Annotated in this window: 7 protein-coding genes; all 7 read left to right on the plus strand. The window is 73.7% G+C overall.

Translation table 11 applies throughout. The features are described 5' to 3' along the window. Nucleotides 1-45: 45 nt before the first annotated feature. The 7 genes from ACZ562_RS19480 (at nt 46) to ACZ562_RS19510 (ending at nt 21949) form a co-directional block, all read left to right on the plus strand. Nucleotides 46-1581 (plus strand): helix-turn-helix domain-containing protein, encoded by a 1536-nt coding sequence (locus ACZ562_RS19480; protein WP_471180970.1) that lies wholly within the window; start codon nt 46-48, stop codon nt 1579-1581. Between the two features lie 282 nt (nt 1582-1863). Then, entirely contained in the window at nt 1864-2511 is a 648-nt protein-coding gene (locus tag ACZ562_RS19485; protein ID WP_471180399.1) for a hypothetical protein, read from the plus strand. A gap of 363 nt (nt 2512-2874) precedes the next feature. Beyond that, nucleotides 2875-4224 carry a transaminase gene (locus ACZ562_RS19490; RefSeq protein WP_471180401.1) on the plus strand — a complete coding sequence of 450 codons (1350 nt, stop codon included), beginning with the start codon at nt 2875-2877 and terminating at the stop codon, nt 4222-4224. Nucleotides 4225-4272: 48 nt separating this feature from the next. Further along, nucleotides 4273-4713, plus strand: coding sequence for an Lrp/AsnC family transcriptional regulator (locus ACZ562_RS19495; RefSeq protein WP_471180404.1), 441 nt, complete (start codon nt 4273-4275; stop codon nt 4711-4713). A 57-nt stretch (nt 4714-4770) separates the two neighbouring features. Then, nucleotides 4771-5007 (plus strand): hypothetical protein, encoded by a 237-nt coding sequence (locus ACZ562_RS19500; protein WP_471180406.1) that lies wholly within the window; start codon nt 4771-4773, stop codon nt 5005-5007. Nucleotides 5008-5356: 349 nt separating this feature from the next. Beyond that, on the plus strand, nt 5357-7081 hold the full coding sequence (locus ACZ562_RS19505) for a fatty acyl-AMP ligase (RefSeq protein ID WP_471180409.1): 1725 nt from the start codon (nt 5357-5359) through the stop codon (nt 7079-7081). A gap of 192 nt (nt 7082-7273) precedes the next feature. Continuing rightward, nucleotides 7274-21949, plus strand: coding sequence for an SDR family NAD(P)-dependent oxidoreductase (locus ACZ562_RS19510; RefSeq protein ID WP_471180412.1), 14676 nt, complete (start codon nt 7274-7276; stop codon nt 21947-21949). Nucleotides 21950-22002 lie beyond the last annotated feature (53 nt).

Consider the following 22002-nt stretch of genomic DNA (forward strand, 5'->3'; position numbering starts at 1 on the left):
CGTCCCCGACCGGTGGACGAGGCAACACACGAGGAGAAGGCCGACATGGCGGGCCGAGAGGACGACAACCGTCCTACGACGGAGGTGCAGGACATCCACGACGCGACGTGGGCGCAGGGGCTGCTCGAGCATCTGCGGCCGACCGGGCGCGACGTCCGCAGGGTCGTCGCCTGGCTCGCGAACACCGTGGACGGCACGGCCTGCCTGCGGGACGCCGCCGGCACCGTGCTCGGCGGCGCGCCGACGGCCCTGGACGAGGACCTGGTCGCTGACATCGCCGCCGGCCGGATCGCCTCCGCGGCCCTGGACGAGGCGGGACACCATCTGCGCCTGGTCAGGGTCGAGCACCCGTACACCGCGTCGGGCTGGGTGCTGGCGGTGGCGCGCGAGACCCCGTTCGACCGGCGTGCCTCGGACATCGTGACGCGCACCGCCCAGCTCGTCGAACTCCTGCTGCGGGCGCGGGAGACGGCCGAGGCCGGGCGGCGGCTGGAGCGGGCGGCGGCCGATCTCAGGCTGGCGATCCTGCAGCTGCTGATGGTGGAGGACACCGTCTCGGCGCGCCGCGTCGCCGCGGGGCTGTGGCCCGGCCTGCTCGACACCGACACGGCCTGCGTCTACGTCGCCGAAAGCCGCCCCGGCGAACGCGACCGGCTCGCCGAGGCGTGTCTGGACGCGACGGCCGAGCAGGCACTCGTCGTGCGCTGCCCGGCCATGGACCAGCACGTCATCGTCGTCACTCCCGGCGAGGCCGCGGCCGAGGCACTGCGGTCGCTGATCGGCCGGCACCCGGGCACGTTCCTCGGCGGCAGCGCCCGGCAGAGCCTGGCCCGGACCGCCACGGCGTACGGGCAGGCCGTGAGCGCCCTCGCGGTGGCACGGTACCGCCCGGACAAGGCGGCGGTGTACGCCGAGCGCACCCACCCCGAACGCCTCATGGACCCGGAGGTGCTGCGCGTCTGGACGACCCGGGTGCTACGCCCGCTGGACGCGCTGCCGCACCACACCCGCGCCGAACTGCTCGCCACCACCCGGCTGGGCCTGGAGTTCACCGCCGTGAGCGCCGCGAAGGTCCTCGGCGTCAGCCGCAACACCGTCCGCGCCCGCATGGAACGCGTCGAGGGCCTGCTGTGCACCGACTTCTCCGACCTCACCGTCCGCGCCGTCGTCCATCTCGCGCTGAACACCCAGGTCGGCCTGGGGGAGGAAGCGGTCGACGACGGCGCCGGTGAGGCAGTCCACACCCGGCTCGGCGATCTGCTCGCCGGGCCCGCGCTGCGCACCTGGGGGCGCGACCTGCTCGGGCGCCTGGACACCGACGCCCGGGACCTGCGCCGCACCCTGCGCACCTGGATCGCGGCGGGCGGCAACGCCGAACGGGCCGCCCAGACCCTGGGGGTCCATGCCCAGACCGTGCGCGAACACGTCCGCAGCGCGGAACCCGTCCTCGAACGCCAGCTCCTCGCCGCCGGCAGCGACCTCTACGAGGTCGTCGTCGCCCATGTGGCGGTGGGTGACCTCGAGCCGCCCGCCCTCGACCGGGCGATAACGGGCCATCCGGACTCATCTGTGCACGGGTGAGCCCTCCGGGCACGGCAGCGGGCATTGACGCGGTTCACAAGGGCGCTGCCTGCGACGTAAGTTCGACGGGCCGCGGGGACACGACCGGAACGGGGGACCGGTCGCGTCCCCGCTTTCTGCGCTTCCTCCGCGACGTCACACGGTCAGCGCCCGGTGACGATCTTGTCCCGGCTCTGTGACATCAGGAGTCCCGCTGCTGCGGTGCGCCGAGGCCGGTTGCTACGGTCCCGCTCCGGGGTGCGGCCTGTGGGCCGCCTGTGAAAAAAGAGGGGGACGTCCCAGATGAATGCCAACCGTCTCAGACCCGCCGTGCTCGCGCTCGCGGCCGTCGCGCTGACCGCTGTGCTGACCGGGTGCGGGGAGGGAAGTTCTGCCACCGGGGCCGACTCGGTGCCGAGCGGAGGCGCCACGGCCACCCCGTCGCCCGGTACGACCGCCGGGAAGCCTGACACGACGCCGAGCGCGGCGGCCACCGCCACCCCGTCGGCCGGCACGGCCGGCAGCGGCAAGCCCGCCGCCGAGCACACCGGATCAGCCGCGACCACTCCACCAGCCGCCGACTGTGCCTCCGAACCGCCGAGCCCGGACGACGTCGACCCGGACGAGCTCGCCCTCTACCGGATCGAGGAACTCGACGGCAGCACCGGGAAGGTGAACCTCGTCATCCAGCACGGGGCCTGGGGGTGCCCTGGAAAGGACACGGACGGTCCGCCCTTCGTCGTCACGGGCGAGGACAGCCGCTGGGCTCTCGACCAGGCCGCGTACGTCACCGCGACCACTCCCATCACCGAGAGCACCGAGAACCAGCGGATCGGCGTGCAGGAGCTGATCGACTGGGTCAACGAGCATCCTGACTCCGGCCTCGTGTTCCGGTACGAGACCGGCGAGGACGGCGCCATCCATCGACTGGAGCAGGTCTTCACGCCGTAGCCGGTGTGCCGGTGCGGGGCCCGCCGATCAGCTCGGTCCTCCTGCGGCCGAGTGGTCGGCCCGTGCCGCCGCACCGGTACCTCATGCCGCCAAGCCTGCGCGGCCGCGCGTGGCCGGCGCCGTACGTGGAGAGCATTGTCGACCACGCCCACCTAGCCAGCAGCCGGCCCCAGGACGGGTATTGGCCGATTTCGGGCCACAGCCGCCACCGGCATCGAAGGATCTCGCACGGTGGATGAATGTTTCGCCTCCAGTGATGAATCAACTGTGATCATGATTGATTCAATCGTTCTCCATTGATCTGGTGCTGGTTTCCGTCGTACTCTCCGATGGTTCCGTTGTCCCCGATCTTCGAGGTCTCCCATGGATCGCACCCGACTGCAGGACCTGCTCATCCGTGAACGGGCGGAGGCCGAGCGCCGCTGCCCGCGCTCGCGGGACGCCCACGCACGTGCCGCGCACCTCTTCGGTCAGGTGCCGATGACGTGGATGAACAAGACGGCGGGCCCCTTCCCCCGCTATCTGGAGGGCGCCCACGGTGCCCGCGTCAGCGACATCGACGGACACGAGTACGTCGACTTCTGCCTCGGCGACACGGGCGCGATGGCCGGTCACTCCCCGCAGGCAGTGGCCGAGGCGGTCCAGTACCGGTTCGCCGAACTCGGCGGCGCCACCGCGATGCTGCCGACGGAGGACGCGGAGTGGGTCGGCGCCGAGCTGACCCGCCGCTTCGGCCTGGCACGCTGGAGCTTCTCGCTGACGGCCACGGACGCCAACCGGTGGGCGATCAGGCTGGCCCGGGCCGTCACCGGCCGCCCGAAGATCCTGGTGAACAGCTACAGCTACCACGGGAGCGTCGACGAGTCGCTCATCGTGGTCGGCCCGGACGGCCGCGGAGCCGCCCGCCCCGGAAACGTCGGAGCCCCCTGCGACGTCACCCTGACCAGCCGCGTCGCGGAGTTCAACGACCTGGAGCAGCTGGAGCGCGAACTCGCCCACGGCGACGTGGCCGCCGTACTCATGGAACCGGCGCTCACCAACATCGGCATCGTGCTGCCCGAACCGGGCTACCTCGCCGGCGTCCGCGCCCTGACCCGGCAGTACGGCACCCTCCTCATGAACGACGAGACCCACACCTTCTCCGCCGGGCCCGGCGGCTGCACGGCCGCCTGGGACCTGGAGCCCGATCTGCTGACCATCGGCAAGGCGATCGGCGGCGGCATCCCGGCCGGCGCGTACGGGCTGTCCGCCGAACTCGCCGACCAGCTGCTCGGCCGCGCCGACCTCGACCTCGTGGACATGGGCGGCGTCGGCGGCACCCTGGCGGGCAACGCCCTGTCGGTCGCCGCGACCCGGGCCACGCTCGAGCACGTCCTCACCGACGAGGCGTTCGCCCGGATGGCGAAGCTCGCCGAACAGTTCGAGGCCGGTGTGCGCGCCGGCATCGACGCCCACGCGCTGCCCTGGTCGGTCAGCAGGCTCGGGGCCCGCACCGAGTACCGCTTCGCCTCCCCGGCACCCCGCACCGGCACCGAGTCCGCGGCGGCGGGCGACCCGGAACTCGAGGACTTCCTCCACCTCTACCTGGCCAACCGCGGCATCCTGCTGACCCCGTTCCACAGCATGGCGCTGATGTGCCCGGACACCACCGAACGGGACGTGGACACCCACACGGAGATCTTCGCCGCCGCCCTGTCCGCACTGGCAGGCTGAGCCGTCCCGCGGGGCCGGCCGAGCCGGCCGGAAAGGAACAGGAAGCACATGGACGAGATCGACCGGGCCATCCTGCGCGAGCTGCAGACCGACGGACGCATCGCCTACGCGGACCTCGGCCCGAAGGTCGGCCTGTCGGCGTCGGCGGCCCGGCAGCGACTCCAGCGACTGCTGGACTCCAAGACCGTTCAGGTCGTCGGGGTCACCGATCCCATGGCCATGGGCGGGCAGGCCATGGCGCTGCTCGGCATCATCGTGGACGGCGACCCGCGCGCGGTCGCCGACGACCTGGCGGGGCGCGCGGAGGTGGTCTACTCGGTGCTGACCTCGGGCGGCTTCGACCTGTTCGCCGAAGTGGTCGCCCCGGGCCCCAGGGAACTGCTGGACTTCGTCAACGACGTCGTACGCCCCATCGACGGAGTCCGTCAGATCCAGTCGTTTCCGTACTTCGGCATCCACACCCACCGCTTCCTTTGGGATGTGGGCTGAGACCGTGTGCCAGGTGGGCGGGCGGGTACCCGGGCCGCACAGATGAAGGAGGCCCGAATGACCAGCACTGCGGAAACCGGCGGCGTGACCGGAACGCCGGACAAGGACTACAACCTGATCTGGTACGTGGAGGCGTGCCTGAACAACGCCCTGCGCCTGGAGACCTACATCCAGGACGCCGAGCGCGAGAAGGACACAGAGGTCGCCGACCTGTTCCGCAAGGCCCAGGCGGACAGCCGCAAGGGAGCGGAACTGGGCAAGGGACTCCTGCGCGCGCGGCTGAACGGCGGCTGACAGCCGACGCCTCCGCGAACAGCCCGGCCACCGTGGCGGCGCGCCTGGTGACCGGGCCACGTCACTCACCGCGTCGGATACTGCTTCGAAGCGCCAAAATCCGTATGACACCCGGGGTTTACTCCGGGTCGGTCGGCGAGGCCGACGGGAGTTGCTACAGTGCTACTCGCCGGTAGCAACCTGAAACGGGGACCGCGGGGAGCCTGTGTGACCACGCTCGGTGGACGACTGGTCGAGACGGACGGTCTGGCAAGGGGGCCAGGGCGGCCACGACCTCCGCGCGTACAAATGGCGCGGCTCTCGAACTCCAGTTCCTCGCCCACCGATCCAGACAGGTGAGACTCGTCATATGGCTCGTTCCCTGGTCGACCTGCTGACCACGCACGCCGCGCACCAGCCCGACCGGACCGCCTACCGCTACCTCGTCACCGGCGACTGCGACGGAGAGATCCAGGACATCTCGTACGGGCGTCTGGCCGCCCGGGCCCGGGCGATAGCCGCCTGGCTGCAGGAACGCGGCCTGGCCGGCTCCCGCGCCATGCTGCTGTACCCGCCCGGACTGGAATTCATCTGCGGCTACCTGGGCTGTCTGTCGGCCGGAGTCGTCGCCGTACCGGGCGTGCCCCCGCAGGGCCGGTCGCAGAACCACCGGGCCCTGACCCGGACCAGGCGCCTGATGGCGGACGCCGACGTCAAGGTGATCCTCGGCGGCCGTGAAGTCCTCGCCGCCCTGGGCGCCATGGCGGAGCACCTGCCCGAACTCGCCGACATCACCCGCACGGCCACCGCGGACATCCCCGACGACGCGGCCGTCTCCTGGCGCGCACCCGAACTCACCGCCGACTCGGTCGCCTTCCTCCAGTACACCTCCGGCTCCACCTCGGCCCCGCGCGGCGTGGTCGTCACCCACGGGAACCTGCTGGACAACGAGCGCGTCATCACGGACCGGATGGGCCACACCCCCGACGTCATCGCGGCGTACGACCACGAACTGACCGTCAGCTGGCTGCCCGTGTACCACGACATGGGCCTCATGGGACCTGTCCTCAACACGCTCTACCTCGGCGCGACCGCCACGCTCTTCTCCCCTCTGCACTTCCTGCAGCGGCCCCGGCGCTGGCTGACCGCCGTCAGCCACTTCCGCCCGCACGGCAGCGGCGGCCCCAACTTCGCCTACGAGCTGAGCCTGAAGCACGCCACGCCCGAACTCCTCGACGGTCTCGACCTGAGCTCGTGGAAGGTCGCCTTCAACGGCGCCGAACCAGTTCGGCCCGCCACCCTGCGCCGCTTCACGGAGACCTTCGCCCCGGCCGGCTTCCGGCGCGAGGCCTTCTATCCGTGCTACGGCCTGGCCGAGGCCACCCTGATGGTCACCGGCGGCTCGGTGGACGCCCCGCCCACCCTCATCGAGGCCGCAGAGACCGGCCCGCACGCTGGCGAGGCGGACGCGGCGGCCGTCTCCTCCGGCCGGCCCGCCCCCGGCACGACCGTGGTCATCGCCGACCCCGAGCGGCAGGAGGAGCTTCCCGAGGGCGAGGTCGGCGAGATCTGGGTCGCCGGCGCGAGCGTCGCCAAGGGCTACTGGCGCAACACCCTCGCCACCCGCGAGACCTTCCGCGCCACCCTCGCCGGCCGCGAAGGCCGCTTCCTGCGTACCGGCGACCTCGGATTCCTGCGCGACGGCGAACTGTTCGTCACCGGCCGCCTCAAGGACCTGATCGTCATCGACGGCCGCAACCACTACCCGCAGGACCTGGAACTGTCTGCCGAACTGTGTCACCCGGCGCTGCGGCCCGGCTGCACGGCCGCGTTCTCCGTGGACGGGGGAGCGGAGGGCGAACAGCCCGTCCTCGTCGCCGAAGCCGCCCCCGATGCGGCGGGCGAGTTCGAGGAGATCACCGGCCTGATCCGCAGCACCATCGGCGAGGCCCACGGCCTCGCCGTGCGCGACGTCGTCCTGGTCCGCCCCGGCACGATCCCCAAGACGTCCAGCGGGAAGATACAGCGCCACGCCTCCCGCGCCGCGTACCTCAAGGGCACCCTCGCCACGGTCGGTGCCCCCGCCGCGAGCTGACCACGCCGGCCGCCGGCGCCCGCCAACCGTCCGTGCCGACGGATCAACGGCCGTACTGCGGCAGCACGTTCGGTCCTGCGATGCCGAATCCGCCGTAACCCCGCCACAGCACTCGGCCGTAACCGACGCACGTCGGCCGGACCGGTCGTACGGAATCAGCCCGAGCCCGAGTTCCCGAGGACACCTTTCTAGATGCCTGCGAACGAGTCCCCGAAGCAGTCTCCCGAACCGACCGTCACGACCCCGGAAGGGGTGCGTGCCTGGCTGGCCTCGGCCGTGGCGGAGGCGACCGGGCTCGACCCGCTGACCGTCGACCCGGCCCGACCGCTCGCCGAACTCGGCCTGGGATCACGGCAGTTGGTGACCCTGGCCGCGGAGTTGTCCGAGCGCGTCGGGCGGTCCCCGAACCCGGCCCTCGTCTTCAACCACCCCACCATCGCGGAGCTCGCCGAAGCGGTGCTCCACGACGGACCCGGCGGACCGGGCGAATCCGGCGCGGCGGAACCGCAGCCGCCGGCCACGCCCCCACGGGCCGACGACGACATCGCGATCGTCTCCATGGCCTGCCGCTTTCCCGGCGGGGCCGACGACCCCGAGGCGCTGTGGCGGCTGCTGGCCGACGGTACCGAGGCCGTGACCGAGGTGCCCACCGGCCGCTGGAACACCCACGGGCTCCACGACCCCGACCCGGAGGCAACCGGCAAGGCGTACTCCCTGCGTGGTGGCTACCTCGCCGGCATCGACCGCTTCGACGCCCCCTTCTTCGGCATCTCCCCGCGCGAGGCGGCCGCCATGGACCCGCAGCAGCGGCTCTTGCTGCAGACCACCTGGGAGACCATCGAACGCGCCGGGATCGTCCCGGAGACCTTGACCGGCAGCGCCACCGGCGTCTACATCGGCCTGTACGACAGCGGATACCTGGCGTCGGCCTCACTGGGGCAGCTCGACGGGCACGTCGGTACGGGCTCGGCGGCCAGCGTCGCCTCCGGGCGCATCGCCTACACCCTCGGGCTCCACGGCCCCGCGGTGACCGTCGACACCGCGTGCTCCTCCTCCCTCGTCGCCCTGCACCTTGCGGCGCGGGCCCTTGCGGCCGGCGACTGCGACCTCGCGCTGGCGGGCGGCGCGACGCTATCGGTCACCCCGCGCGGGCACGTCGAGTTCAGCAGGCTGCGGGGGCTGTCGCCGTCCGGGCGGTGCAGTCCGTTCTCGACCGACGCGGACGGTGTGGTGTGGGCCGAGGGCTGCGGTCTGGTGCTGCTCAAACGGCTCGCGGACGCGCGCCGGGACGGCGACCGGGTCCTCGCGGTCGTCAAGGGGTCGGCGATCAACCAGGACGGCCGCAGCCAGGGCCTGAGCGCGCCCAACGGCCTGGCGCAGGAGCGGGTGCTGCGTGCCGCCCTGCAGGCAGCCGGGCTCGGGCCCGACGACCTTGACTACGTCGAGACCCATGGGACGGGCACCCGGCTCGGCGACCCCGTCGAGGGCCGGGCGCTGGCCGCCGTGTTCGGACCCGGTCGGCCGGGCGGACGGCCGCTCGGCATCGGCTCGCTGAAGTCCAACATCGGTCACACACAGGCAGCCGCCGGTATCGGCGGTGTCATCAAGACGGTGCTCGCCCTCCGGCACGAACGGCTCCCGGCGTCCCTGCACGCCCAGAACCCCACCGAGCACATCGACTGGACGCACAGCGGGCTCCGCGTGCTCACCCACGCCGAGGCGTGGCCGCGCGGCGGCGCCCGGACACGGCGGGCCGGCGTGAGCGCGTTCGGCATCAGCGGCACGAACGCGCACGTGGTGCTGGAAGAGGCACCGCGGGACCTGGACCGACCGAGCCTCGAAGACCGGCGGGTACCGAGCGCCCGGAACGTGGCCGCCCCGGGCACCGGACACTCGTCGGTGACTGGCGGCGAGGACCTGTCCGGGCCGAGTGGCGAGGCCGTGTCCGGGCCGAGTGGCGAAGAACCGCCTGCGGTGGGTGCCGAGGGTGTGTCCGGGCCGGGTGTCGAGGGCGTGTGCGGGCCGAGTGGCGAAGCATCGCCTGCGGTGGGTGGCGAGGGCGTGTGCGGGCCGAGTGGCGAAGCATCGCCTGCGGTGGGTGCCGAGGGCGTGTGCGGGCCGAGTGGCGAAGCATCGCCTGCGGTGGGTGGCGAGGGTGTGTCCGGGCCGAGTGGCGAGGGTGTGTCCGGGCCGAGTGGCGAGGCCGTGTCCGGGCCGAGTGGCGAAGCATCGCCTGCGGTGGGTGCCGAAGGCGTGCCCGCACCGAGCGCCGGGCACCTGTCCGCGCCGCATGCCGAAGGCGGTTCCGTGCCGGGCCTCTTCCCGCTCTCCGCCCGTACGCTGCCCGCTCTTCGAGGGCAGGCCGACCGTCTCCGCCGGGCCCTTGTCGCCCGGCCGGAGGTACCTCTTGCCGCCGTGGCCGCGACACTGGCCCACCACCGCACGCACTTCGAGCACCGGGCCGTCGTCCAGGCGGCCGACCGCGACGAACTGCTCGCCGCGCTGCGCGACCTCGCCGAGGAGCGGCCCGGCACCGAGCTGACCGTCGGACCCCAACAGAACCTCCTCGCAGGCAAGTTGGCTTTCGTCTTCCCCGGCCAGGGCTCCCAGTGGGCCGGTATGGCCCGCGATCTGCTCGACCGTGACACGGTGTTCGCCGACGAACTCGACCGCTGCGACGCCGCGCTGCGCCCGTTCACCACCTGGTCGGCGACGGCGGTCCTGCGCGGTGACGCGGGCGCCCCGCCGCTGGACCGGGTCGACGTGGTCCAGCCGGTGCTGTTCGCCGTGATGGTGTCCCTGGCCGCCGTGTGGCGCGCCCGCGGCATACGGCCCGACGCCGTCGTCGGGCACAGCCAGGGCGAGGTCGCCGCGGCCTGCGTCGCCGGGGCACTCAGCCTGAACGACGCGGCGGCGGTCGTCGCCCTGCGCGGCCAGGCACTGACCGAGCTGTCCGGCACCGGCACCATGGCTGTGGTCGCTCTCCCGCACGCCGAGGTCGAGGCCCAGCTGGCCGGCCACGGCGGCCGGGTCTCCGTCGCCGCGGTCAACAGCGGTCGCTCCACGGTGGTCGCCGGCGAGGTGGCGGCGGTGGACGCCCTGCTCGCCGACCTGGAGGGGCGGCAGGTGTTCGTCCGCCGCCTCGACGTCGACTACGCCTCCCACAGCGCCCAGGTCGAGCCGGTCCGCGCGACGATCCTCGACGAACTCGACGGCGTCACCACCTGCCCGACGTCCGTCGCCTGGTATTCCACCGTCACCGGCGAGCAGGTCACCGAGGAACTGGAAGCCGGCTACTGGTACACCAACCTGCGCGAGCCCGTCCGCTTCGCACCCACCGTGGAGCGCATGACGGCGGACGGCTACCGGTACTTCGTCGAGCTCAGCCCCCACCCGTCCCTGCTCACGGCCCTGCGCACCGTCGCCGAGGACGGCGGCCGCGACCTGTTCGCCGTCGGATCACTGCGCCGTGACGAGAACGGTGCCGCATGCCTGGACCGGGCGGCCGCCGAACTGCACGTCCACGGAAGGTCCCTCGACTGGCGCCGTCTGGCCGCCGACACCGGGGCGGCGGACCTGCCGACGTACGCCTGGGATCAGCAACGCCACTGGATCGAACCGGAGTCCGCCGCCGGTGCCCCCGGCCTCTTCGACCGCGCGGCCCACCCGCTGCTCGGCGTCCAGCTGCAGTCGGCGGACGAGACCCGCTGGACCTTCCGCAACGAGTGGACCCCGGCCACCGCCGACTGGCTGCCCGACCACACCGTGTTCGGACGGACCGTGGTGTCGGGCACGACCCTGGTGGAACTGTGCCGCGCCGCGCTCACCGTGGCCCGCCCGGCCGACCCCGGCGACGTCACCGACCTGCTCCTGCTCGCGCCTCTGATACTGCCCGACTCCGGCACGGTCGAGGTGTCCGTCGAGGTGTCCGCGGCCGGTCCCTTGCCGGAGATCACCGTGCACAGCCGGCCGCGCGGCCGGGAAGCCGCGGGCTGGACCCTGCACGCCACCGCGTCGGCAGCCGCCTCCGCACCCGCGGCGGGCGGGCAGCCGCCGGTATGGCCGCAGACGGCCGGACAGACGTGGAGCGAGGAGACGTACGAGCGGCTGACCGGACTCGGACTCGGCTACGGACCGGCTTTCCGGGGCGTACGGCAGGCCGTCGCGACCGGCGACGGCGAACTGCTGGCCCGGCTGTCGCTGCCGCGGTCCGCCCGCGACACGACCGACCCCTACCCGGTCCACCCAGCCCTGCTGGACGCCGCGCTTCACGTGGCCGCCGCGTTCGACGCCGCCGACCGCCGGGTACTGCTGCCGGTCGCGGTGGGCCGCTGCGTCCTGCCACCGGGCGGCGCGACCGATCTGACCGCTTCCGTACGGCGGACGGGCGGGAGCGGCACGGACCTGACGCTGGACGTGACGCTGTGGGACGCCGACGGCCTCCCGGCCGGCCGCCTGGAGGGCGTACGCCTGCGGGCCGCGGACCCGGCCGACCTTGACTTCGGCTCGGAGAACTTCCGGCACCTCTACGAGGTGGCGTGGACGGCCGTGACAGCTGAGCCGCCCCAGGCGCCGGACACCAAGTGGACCGTGCTGGGCGACCGGCCCGCCCGGCACGTCGCCGAGGCGGCCGGGGCCGAGCTGGCAGAGACGGGCGCCGACGTCGTCGTACGGTTCTGGCCGCGCCCGACGACGGACTCCGAACCGGCAGCCACCGCACAGGCCTTGGCCGCCACGGCGGTCGCCGAGCTGCAGACGGTGATCGCCCTCCCGCCCGGCGAGACGCCCGCCCGGCTCGTCTGGGTGACCCGCGGCGCGGTCGCGGCCGCCGACGGGGACACCGTCCCGGGCCTCGCCCAGTCGGTGCTCTGGGGCCTGGCCCGCAGCACCCGCACCGAGCATCCGGAGCTCGGGCTCAGCCTCCTCGACCTCGATCCGGACCTCGACGACGCGGGCGCCGCGGCCGCGCTGACGGCAGCCGTCGCGCACACCGGCGAACCCGAACTCACCATGCGGTCGGGGGTGTTGCTGGCCCCCCGGCTCGTGCGGGCCCGCACCTCGGACACGCTGCGGATCCCGACGGGTGACCGCTACGAACTGGCCGGCCCGCCGGAGGATGTGACCTTGCGCGCCGGGGCGGCTCACACCCTGGCATCCGGCCAGGTGCGGATCCGGGTGCACGCCGTCGCCCTGCCCGCGCGCGCGTCGGGCGACGAGCAGCCGCTCACGGCATGCGCCGGTGTGCTCACCGAAGCCGGCCCCGACGTGGAGGGCCTCACCCCCGGCCTGCGGGTCGTCGCCCTCGCCGGCACCGCGCCCGGTTCCGAAGCGGTCGCCGACGCACGCCGGGTCACCGTGCTCGGCGACGAGACGCCGTTCACCGCCGCGGCGGGTGCCGCATCCACAGAGGACACACAGACGCCTCCGGCCCGCCCGCGGATCTTCCCGGTCACCGCCGCCCGCGAGGCGATGCGACGCCGGAGCACATCGCCCGGTCCGGTCGTCCTCGACCTGGTCGGCCGCCCGGCGCCGGTCCCCACCGACGGCACGGTGCTGATCACCGGTGGACTCGGCGCGGTCGGCCGCCACATCGCCCGGCTGCTGGCCGAACACGGCGCCCCCCGGCTGCTGTTGACGTCCCGGCAGGGTACGGCCGACCCGCGTGCCGCCGAGGCCGTCGCAGAACTCGCGGCCCTCGGCACCCAGGCCGATGTGGCCGCCTGCGACGTCTCCGACGCCACGGCCCTGGCCGGTGTGCTCGCCGAGGCCGGGGAGGAACTGCCGCTGCGCGGAGTCGTGCACTGCGCCGGCGTCCTGGCCGACGGTGTGCTCGCCGAGCTGACCCCCGACCGCCTCACGCAGGTGCTGCGCCCCAAGGTGGACGGCGCCGCACACCTGCACCGGCTCACCGCAGACCTGCCGCTCGACCTCTTCCTCCTGGTCTCCTCGGCCGCCGGTGTCGTCGGCAACGCCGGCCAGGCCAACTACGCGGCGGCCAACGTATTCCTCGACCAACTGGCCCACCACAGGCGGGCCCAGGGCCTGCCCGGCGTCTCCGTCTCGTTCGGCGCGTGGGCGGGCGAGGGCCTGGCCGCCGAGCACGCCGGCCTGGACCGGATGGCCCGCCTGGGCCACCGCGCCCTCACCCCCGACCAGGGCCGCGACCTCGTCGAACTCGCCCTGCGGCGCGGCTCCCCGCACCAGGTCGCCTGGGTTCTGGATCTGCCCCGCCTGCGCGAGACCGCGGCGGCCGGCGACGGCGGTACGACGGCCCTGTGGCGATCCCTGCTGCCCCGGCCCCCCGCCGGTCAGGACGCCGGCCGCGGCCTGGCGGACCGGCTCGCCCGGCTCCCGGAGCCCGAACGTGCCGCCCGCGTCCTCGCCCTGCTCCGTGAGGAGGCCGCCCAGGCCCTCGGTCTTCGCTCGGCGGAGTCCGTTCCCGCCGACCGGCCGCTGCGCGACCTCGGCATGGACTCGGTGACGGCGGTGGACCTGCGCAACCGCATCAGCACCCGCATCGGCGCCAAACTCCCCGCCACCCTGCTGTTCGACCACCCCACACCGGCCCGGCTCGCCGACCACCTGCTGACCACAGCGCTCGCGAAGAAGGGCCTGCGGACCGCCTCCGGCCTTCGGCCCGCCCGCACGACCGCGCCGGCCTCCGACGAGCCGGTGGCCCTGGTGGCCATGGCCTGCCGCCTGCCCGGCGGGGTCGGCGACCCCGCTGGCCTGTGGCGCCTGGTCGCCGACGGCCGCGACGCCGTGGGTCCCTTCCCGGCCGGACGCTGGGACGTGGAGTCGCTCTACGACCCCGACCCGGACGCCCCGGGCAAGTCGTACGCCCGGGAAGGCGGCTTCCTCGACGACATCGAGTCCTTCGACGCGGGATTCTTCGGGATCACCCCGAAGGAGGCGGCGGCCATGGACCCGCAGCAGCGGCTGCTCCTCGAGACGGCCTGGGAGTCGCTGGAGCGCGCCGGGATCGTGCCCGCCGACCTCGCGGGCAGCACCACGGGCGTGTACGTCGGCATGTTCGGCAGCGACTATCTGTCCGGCTCGCGGCTCGACCAGCTGGACGGGTACGTCGGCACCGGCTCGGCACTGAGCGTGGCCTCCGGACGGCTCGCCTACACCCTGGGCCTCAACGGACCGGCGCTCACCGTGGACACGGCCTGCTCGTCCTCCCTGGTGGCCGTGCACCTGGCGGCACAGGCACTCCGTGCGGGCGAGTGCGACCTCGCCCTCGCCGGCGGTGTGACCCTGATGGTGACCCCGCAGACCTTCGTCGAGTTCAGCCGGCTTCGGGGCCTGTCCCCGAGCGGCCGCTGCCGTTCCTTCTCCGACACCGCCGACGGTGCCATCTGGGCCGAGGGCGCCGGCATGGTCGTACTGAAACGGCTCGGCGACGCCCGTCGCGACGGGGACGAGGTGCTCGCCGTGCTGCGCGGCACCGCCGTCAACCAGGACGGCCGCAGCCAGGGGCTGTCCGCGCCGAACGGTCCCGCCCAGGAGCGGGTGATCCGGCGCGCCCTGGAGTTGTCCGGGCTGGAGCCCGCCGACATCGACTACGTGGAGGCGCACGGGACGGGCACGACACTGGGCGACCCGATCGAGGCCAACGCCCTGGCCGGGGTGTTCGGCGACTCCCGCCCCCGGGACCGTCCGCTGTACCTGGGCTCGCTCAAGTCCAACGTCGGGCACACACAGGCGGCTTCGGGCGTCACCGGGCTGATCAAGGTGGTGCAGTCGCTGCGCCACGAGGCCCTGCCGCGGACCCTGCACTGCGAGACCCCAAGCCGCCATGTGGACTGGGCGGACAGCGGGCTGCGCCTGCTGCGGGAGCCCGCGGCCTGGCCGAAGGGCGAGCGCGTACGCCGCGCCGGAGTGAGCGCCTTCGGGATCAGCGGCACCAACGCGCATGTGATCGTGGAGGAAGCCCCACGGACCGAGTCTGGCTTTGCGGAGGGCGAACCGGCTCCCGGCAAGCTGCTGTTCGCGGTGTCCGGGCGCAGCGAGGCAGCTCTGCGCGGACAGGCCGCGCGGCTGACCGGGCACCTGACCGGGCACCTGACCGAGGGCACCGCGCCGGCGGACCTCGCCCACGGCCTGGCCCGGCACCGCAGCCACTTCGAGTGGCGGGCCGCCGTGGTGGCGGGCGACCGGGACGAACTGCTCGACGGGCTGGACGCGTTGGCGAGCGGACGGACCCTCGTGACCCCGCCCCGTGCGGAGACGACGGGCAAGACGGCCTTCGTCTTCGCCGGACACGGCGGCCAATGGCCCGGCATGGGCGTCGAGTTGACGGCCGGATGCGAGGCGTTCCGCACGGAGCTGACCCGTATCGACGAGGCGGTGCGCCGGCACGCCGGCTGGTCGGTGCTCAGCGCACTGCGCGCACCGGAGGACATCGCCCCCCTCGGGCGGACCGAGTTCCTGCAGCCGGTGCTCTTCGCGGTCAACGCGGCGCTGGCCGCCACCTGGCGCTCGCTCGGCGTCACCCCCGACGCGGTGATCGGACACAGCCTGGGTGAGATCGCCGCCGCATACAGCGCGGGCGCGCTCACCCTGGACGAGGCCGTGACCGTGGTGACCGGGCGCGCCCGGGCCGTCGTACCGCTGGAGGCCAAGGGCGGCATGCTGTCCGTCGAGCTGCCGCGCGCAGAGGCCGAGGAACTGCTCGGGCCGTATGCCGGCCGCCTGTTCGTCGCGGCGGTCAACAGCGCGCACTCCACGGCCGTCTCCGGCGACGCGGACGCGCTGGTGGAGCTGCTCGCACACCTGGCGGAGCGGGGGATCCCCGCCCGCCGGCTGTCGACCCCGTTCGCCTCGCACACGCCTCTCATGGCCCCGGTCCGCGAGGAGCTGGTCGAGCGCCTGTCCGGCATCCGGGGCACGCTCACCCCGACCCCGCTGTACTCGACGGTGCTGGCCGAGCCCGTGCCCGGCGACGGACTGGACGCCGGATACTGGTACGCGAACCTCGGCGAGCCCGTCCGCTTCGCCGACACCGTCCGGCGGATGCTCGACGACGGCTACCGCTACTTCGTCGAGCTGAGCCCCCACCCGTCCCTCGGCCCGTCCATCGAGGCGGTCGCGGCCGAGGCCGGCGTCGACGCGGTGAGCGTGGCGTCGCTGCGCCGTGAGCAGGACGGCCAGGAGATCCTGCTGCGCAGGCTGGGGGAGCTGTACGCGGCCGGCCACACCCCCGACTGGCCTGTCCTGTTCCCGCAGGGGCGCCGCGCCGACCTGCCCACGTACGCCTTCGCCCGCGAACGCCACTGGCTGGCACCGGCACCCGGGACGGGCGGCGGGCGCCCGCTCCTCGGCACGCACGTCGAGGCCAGTGACAAGCCCGGCCGCCACCTCTTCGAGACCGGCATCGACCTGCGCGACAGCCGCTTCGCCTATCTCACCGACCACCGGGTCACCGGCGAGGTCTGGCTGCCCGGTGCCGCCTTCCTGGACATGGCCCTGGAGGCGGCGTCCGCGGTGCAGGACGGCGGCGAAGTGCGGCTGGCCGACGTCAGGTTCCTGCAGCCGCTGCGGCTGGACTCGGACACGCCCGTACGGCTGCAACTCGTCCTTCACCCTGCCGAGGACGGTTCCCGGGACTTCACCATCGCCTCGGCACCCACCGGTGAGCGGCGTGCGCCGTGGGAGCGGCACGTCACCGGGCGTGTCGCCGTCACCGCCGCCGAACCCGCCGATGCCCATGCCGAAGCCGATGCGGGAGAGAGTCTCGCCGCGCTGCGCGAACTGTGCGTGCGGGAAACCGACTTGGCCGCCGTCTACGCGGGGCTCGCCGCGCTCGGCATCGACTACGGCCCCGCCTTCCGTGGTCTCGAGCAGGGCCACCGCGCGGACACGGCGGCACTCGGCAGGCTGGCCGCACGGCCCGCCGCCGGTCATCTGCTGCACCCCGCGCTCCTCGACGCCGCCTTCCACACGGCGGCCCTGCCGGGGCACGCCCCCGAGGGTCGGGCGTTCGTGCCCGCCGGAGTCGGACGACTGCGGTTCACCGCGTCGCGCTCCACGCCCGTGTGGGCGACCTGCCGTCTGCGGTCGGTGGACGGCGACACCGCGAGGCTGGACCTTCGGCTGTGGGACGAGAACGAACAACTCGTTCTGGAGGCCGAGGAGTTCCAGCTCGCGGCGCTGTCCCCGCTGGACGGCGCGCTGTTCGAGACGCGCTGGCAGCCGCGTCCCATGGCCAAGGAGCCGCCCCGACAAGGAAGGTGGCTGGTCCTGGCGGACCGGACCGGCGTGGCCGCCGCACTCGCCGAGCGGCTCGGATCCGCGCCGGTGCCACATGTGATCGCCCGGAGGGGCGAGCCGTTCGCCGCCGAGGGCGAGGGACGGTACGTGCTGGATCCCGCCGATCCACGGCAGCTGTCCCGGCTGCTCGACGAGGCGTTCCCGGACGCCCTGCCCGAGCAGGTCGTCCAGCTGTCGGCCCTGGACGCTCCGCCGATCACCGACGCGGCGTCGTCCGAGGAGGCGGCCCGGCTGTGCTGCCTGAGCACCCTGCACCTGGTGCGCGCCCTCGCCGACCGCCGACAGGGCCGCCCGCCCCGCCTGTTCGTGGTGGCCAGGGGCAGCCAGGCCGCCGGCGTCAGCACGCAGGTGACCCATCCCGAGCAGGCGCTGGCCTGGGGCTTCGGACTCGCCGTGGCGCAGGAGTACCCGGAGCTGTCCACCACGCTCATCGACCTGCCGCCCACCGACGGCGTCGGCGACCTGTGGCCGCAGCTGCGACACGCCGACGACGAACGCCTCGTCGCGCTGCGGGAGGCGGGCCGCCTGGTGCCGCGCCTGACGCGTACCCGCCCCGACGACGGCGGTCACGGCGAAACCACCCCCGACGGGGTCCACTTGATCACCGGCGGACTCGGCGGCCTCGGCCGAGTCGTCGCCGAGCGGCTGGTGCGCCGAGGGGCCCGCCGACTGGCCCTGATGAGCCGCGGCACGCCCACCCCCGACACGGCTGACTGGATCGCGGCCCTGGAGCGGCGCGGCGTCAGCGTGCACCTCGTGCGCGCCGACGTGGCCGACCGCGCCGGGCTGACGGCCGCCCTGGACGCCGTACGCCGGGAAGCCGGTCCGCTCGCTTCCGTCGTCCACGCGGCCGGCGTGCTCGACGACGCCACCGTGGCGAACCTGACGGACGACCGTGTCCTGCGTGTCCTCGCCCCCAAGGTGCTGGGCACGGCGCTGCTCACCGAACTCGTACCGGAAGCCCGGGACCTGGTGCTGTTCGCCTCGGTGGCAGGCCTCCTCGGCTCGGCCGGGCAGAGCCCGTACTCGGCGGCGAACGCCTTCCTGGACGCCTGGGCCCACCACCTCTCCCGCACCGGACGCCGGGCGCTGAGCCTGGACTGGGGTGCCTGGGCGGGTGTCGGCATGGTCGCCGCCTCCGGCACCCGGGCCGCCGAGACCGGCCGGTCGGGCCTGGTCGCCTTCTCCCCGCAGGAGGGCGGCGAAATGTTCGACCGGGTACTGGCCACCTCCCGCCGCCAGCTCGCACCCGTCGCCCTGGACTGGGAGCTGCTGGCCCTCGACCCGCACACGGCCCGCACCCGGCCGATGCTGGCCGACCTGGTCACCGTCCCGACGGCCGTAACCGGCTCCGACGACCTGGTCATGAAGGTGTTCGCGGCAATGACGGACCAGGACCGCACCGAGCGGCTCGAAGCGTACGTACGGGCCAGGGTCGGCGAGGTGTCAGGCGGTGCCACGGAGGTGTCCGCGACCACGGCCCTGAAGGAACTGGGCCTCGACTCCCTCATGCTCGTCCGGCTGCGCAACGCCTTCGCCCGCGAGCTCGGCGTCGAACTCCCCGCCGCCGCGGTGTTCTCGGCCTCGGACATCCAAGGCCTCGCCCGGGCCCTGGGCCAGGCCCTGCCCGACCGCCCCACAGGGGAACAGGCCTCCACCGAGGTCGCGGCCGAGGTGCCCGACAGCGTCCTGCGCCCCGCCACCCGCGATGTCGTACGGCTGTTGCGCAGCGCCCAGCCGGGCATGCCGGACGCGGCCCACGCCGTCGGCCTGGCCGTGCGGCTCATTTCGCCGACCAATCGCGAGACCCTCACCGGCATCCTCACCCGGCTCGCCGGACGGCATGCGGCCCTGCGCACCGCGATCGTCACCGGCACCGGCACCGGCTCGGAGGGCGGCCGGCAGCTGCGCGTGCGGCGGGAGGTGCCGGAGCCGCTGCTGCGCTGGACACCCGTGGCCGCCGACGCCGTACCGGACGCGGCCGACGGACTGCGCAGCCTGCTGGAGCCGCCGTTCGACCTGGGCCGGGCGCCGCTGTGGCGCTTCGAGCTGCTGGACGGCGGCGCCCGCGGCCAGATCCTGGTGTTCGGCGCCCACCACGCGGTGAGCGATCTACAGTCGCTGCTGCTCGTTGCCGGGGAGATCGACGCCGAACTGTCCGGCACCGCGCTGGGTGACACCGTCAGCAACCGTGACATCGACCTGCTGATCAAGGCCCAGGAGAGGGGGGAGCCCGGCACCGGTGCGGCCGAGTGGCGCGAGGCCTTCCACGGCAGCGCCCGTCTCGACCTGACGCTCGCCCGCCCGCGCCCCGCCACCCGCTCCTACCGGGCCGGGAGCGTCACCGTGACCCTTCCGGACGGGTTGACGGAACGGGTCTCCGCGGCCGCGAGCCGGCTCGCGGTCACGCCCGCCGCGTTCTGCCTGGGTGCCCTGACCGTGCTGCTGGCGCGGCGGCGGGAGCGGGAACGCTTCGTGCTCGCCGTGCCCGTGGACACACGCGTCCACGCCGACGCGTTCGACGCGGTGGGCTTCTTCGGCGTACCGGTGCCGTTCCCGGCCGAGGCCCGGCCCGACGAGCCGGTCGCGGACGTGCTGCGCCGCACCGACGGCCGCCTGGAGAAGCTCCTAGCGAAGGGAGCCATGTTCTCCGACGTCCTGGCGACACTGGCCGGGCAGGGGCTGCACCGGCCGAACGCGCCGCTGGTGGAGGTGTACTTCAACTACGTCCGCCTCACCTCCGGCCGCCCGTCCAACCTGGAGGTCCTGCCCGCCGGGACGGGCTGGTCCGACCTCGACCTGATGATCACCATGACCCCTGACGCGGGCCGTATCCGCCTCGACCACAACCTCGACATCCTGGACTCGAGGACGGCCACCGAACTGGGGGAGGAGCTCGTGCGGCTGCTCGCGGAGACGGCTGACGATCCGACGGGACCCGTTCGTACGGCGGCCGGTGCGGCGACAGCCGTGAGTGAGGTCCCGGCCGAGACCGTCACCCCGCCCCGCTCGCTCGCCCTCGCCGCCACCTTCGCCCTCGGCAACCTCCCCCTGCTGAGCGAGGCGGCGGTCAACGAGGGCGCGCGGGAAGGCGACGCGATGACGGTGGCGCAAGCCCCGTACCACCAGGTGCTCGCCAGTCTGCAGGACCCGTCCGGTGTGTTCGCCGACCCCTCCACGGCGGCCGGCGTGTTGCTCCTGCGGGCGGCGGACCTGCAACGCTTCGGCCCCGTCGACGATGCAGTGCTCGCCGGACTGCGCACCGCGTACACGGCCGCGCTACGGGCCCTGGCGGACCGCACCCGCAGGCCGCTGATCGTCGGCTTCCTGCCCACCGCACACCCCGAGAAGCGCTTCGCGCGCTGGGAGCAGGAGATCGCCGCCGAACTCACCGAGCTGCCCGGCATCGCGGTGCTGCAGCCCGACGACTGGACACGCCATCACACCGTCGAGGAACGCTTCGACGAGCGCACCGAACGCCTGGCCCACCTCCCCTTCACCCCACACTTCCAGGCGGCCGTGGCGCTGCAACTGGCCGAGACCGTCAGGGCGGTGCGCCGCCAAGCGCCGAAGGTGATCGCGGTGGACGGCGACGAGACCCTGTGGGGCGGCGTCGCCGCAGAGATCGGCCCGGTCGCGGCCGACCTGACCGGCCCGCGTGCGCTGCTGGCCCGCAGGCTGCTCCAGTGGCGTGCCGCGGGCGCGCTGCTGGCCCTGGTCAGCAACAACGACGAAGGCACGGTCCGGGCCGTCCTGGACCGCCCGGACAGCCTGCTGAAGGCCGAGCACTTCAGCGTCCTCTCGGCCGCCTGGGGCCCGAAACCTGCCCGCCTGGCGGAGGCGGCACGCACCCTCGACCTCGGGCTGGACAGCTTCCTGTTCCTCGACGACAACCCGGCCGAGATCGCCAAGATGCGGTCCGCACTGCCGCAGGTGCTGTCGGTGACCTGCCCGCCGGCGGACGCACTGGAGCCGTTCCTGGGCCGGTTGTGGCCGCTGGTCCCGGCGGCGGCGACGGCCGAGGACGCGCTGCGGGCCCGGTTCTACGAGCAGGAGCGGGAGCGGGACACCGTCCGCGAACAGGCCGGTTTCGAGGAGTTCCTGGCCCAGCTGGAGCTGCACGTCGACATCCGGGCCCTGTCGGAGGCCGACGTCGAACGGGCCGGGCAACTCGTGCGCCGCACCAACCAGTTCACCCTGCGCGCCCGCTCCGCCGACGGCGCCGACCTGGCCCGCTGGCGCGCACACGGCGAGGTGTGGACGGCCGCCGCCCGTGACCGCTTCGGCGACTACGGCCAGATCGGCCTGCTCGCCGTCCGCGCCGACGGTGACCAACTCGACGTACTGGCCTGGCTGATGAGCTGCCGGGCGCTCGGCCGGGGCGTCGAGGAACGCCTGCTGCAGTGGCTCGCCGGCCGGGCCGAACAGCTGGGCTGCACCAAGATCCGGTTGACGGCGGAGCGCACCCCGCGCAACGAACCGGCACGACGGCTGCTGGCCGCGCTCGGCGGCGGTGAGCAGGACGACGAACGCCTGGAAACCGTGGTCACGCCCGAACACCTGCGGGCGTTCCGCTCCTGGCGGCGGAAGTGACCGGGCCGGCCGCGGCGGTCGGCAGCAGTGACGAAAGGACCGTGCACATCGTG

It is taken from the genome of Streptomyces sp. NPDC040410, assembly GCF_055595715.1.

Excerpts from the sequence above, each read along its gene's own strand:
- ACZ562_RS19485 (WP_471180399.1), top strand. The coding sequence starts at position 1,864 with ATGAATGCCAACCGTCTCAGACCCGCCGTGCTCGCGCTCGCGGCCGTC.
- ACZ562_RS19480 (WP_471180970.1), top strand. The coding sequence starts at position 46 with ATGGCGGGCCGAGAGGACGACAACCGTCCTACGACGGAGGTGCAGGAC.
- ACZ562_RS19510 (WP_471180412.1), top strand. The coding sequence starts at position 7,274 with ATGCCTGCGAACGAGTCCCCGAAGCAGTCTCCCGAACCGACCGTCACG.
- ACZ562_RS19500 (WP_471180406.1), top strand. The coding sequence starts at position 4,771 with ATGACCAGCACTGCGGAAACCGGCGGCGTGACCGGAACGCCGGACAAG.
- ACZ562_RS19495 (WP_471180404.1), top strand. The coding sequence starts at position 4,273 with ATGGACGAGATCGACCGGGCCATCCTGCGCGAGCTGCAGACCGACGGA.
- ACZ562_RS19490 (WP_471180401.1), top strand. The coding sequence starts at position 2,875 with ATGGATCGCACCCGACTGCAGGACCTGCTCATCCGTGAACGGGCGGAG.
- ACZ562_RS19505 (WP_471180409.1), top strand. The coding sequence starts at position 5,357 with ATGGCTCGTTCCCTGGTCGACCTGCTGACCACGCACGCCGCGCACCAG.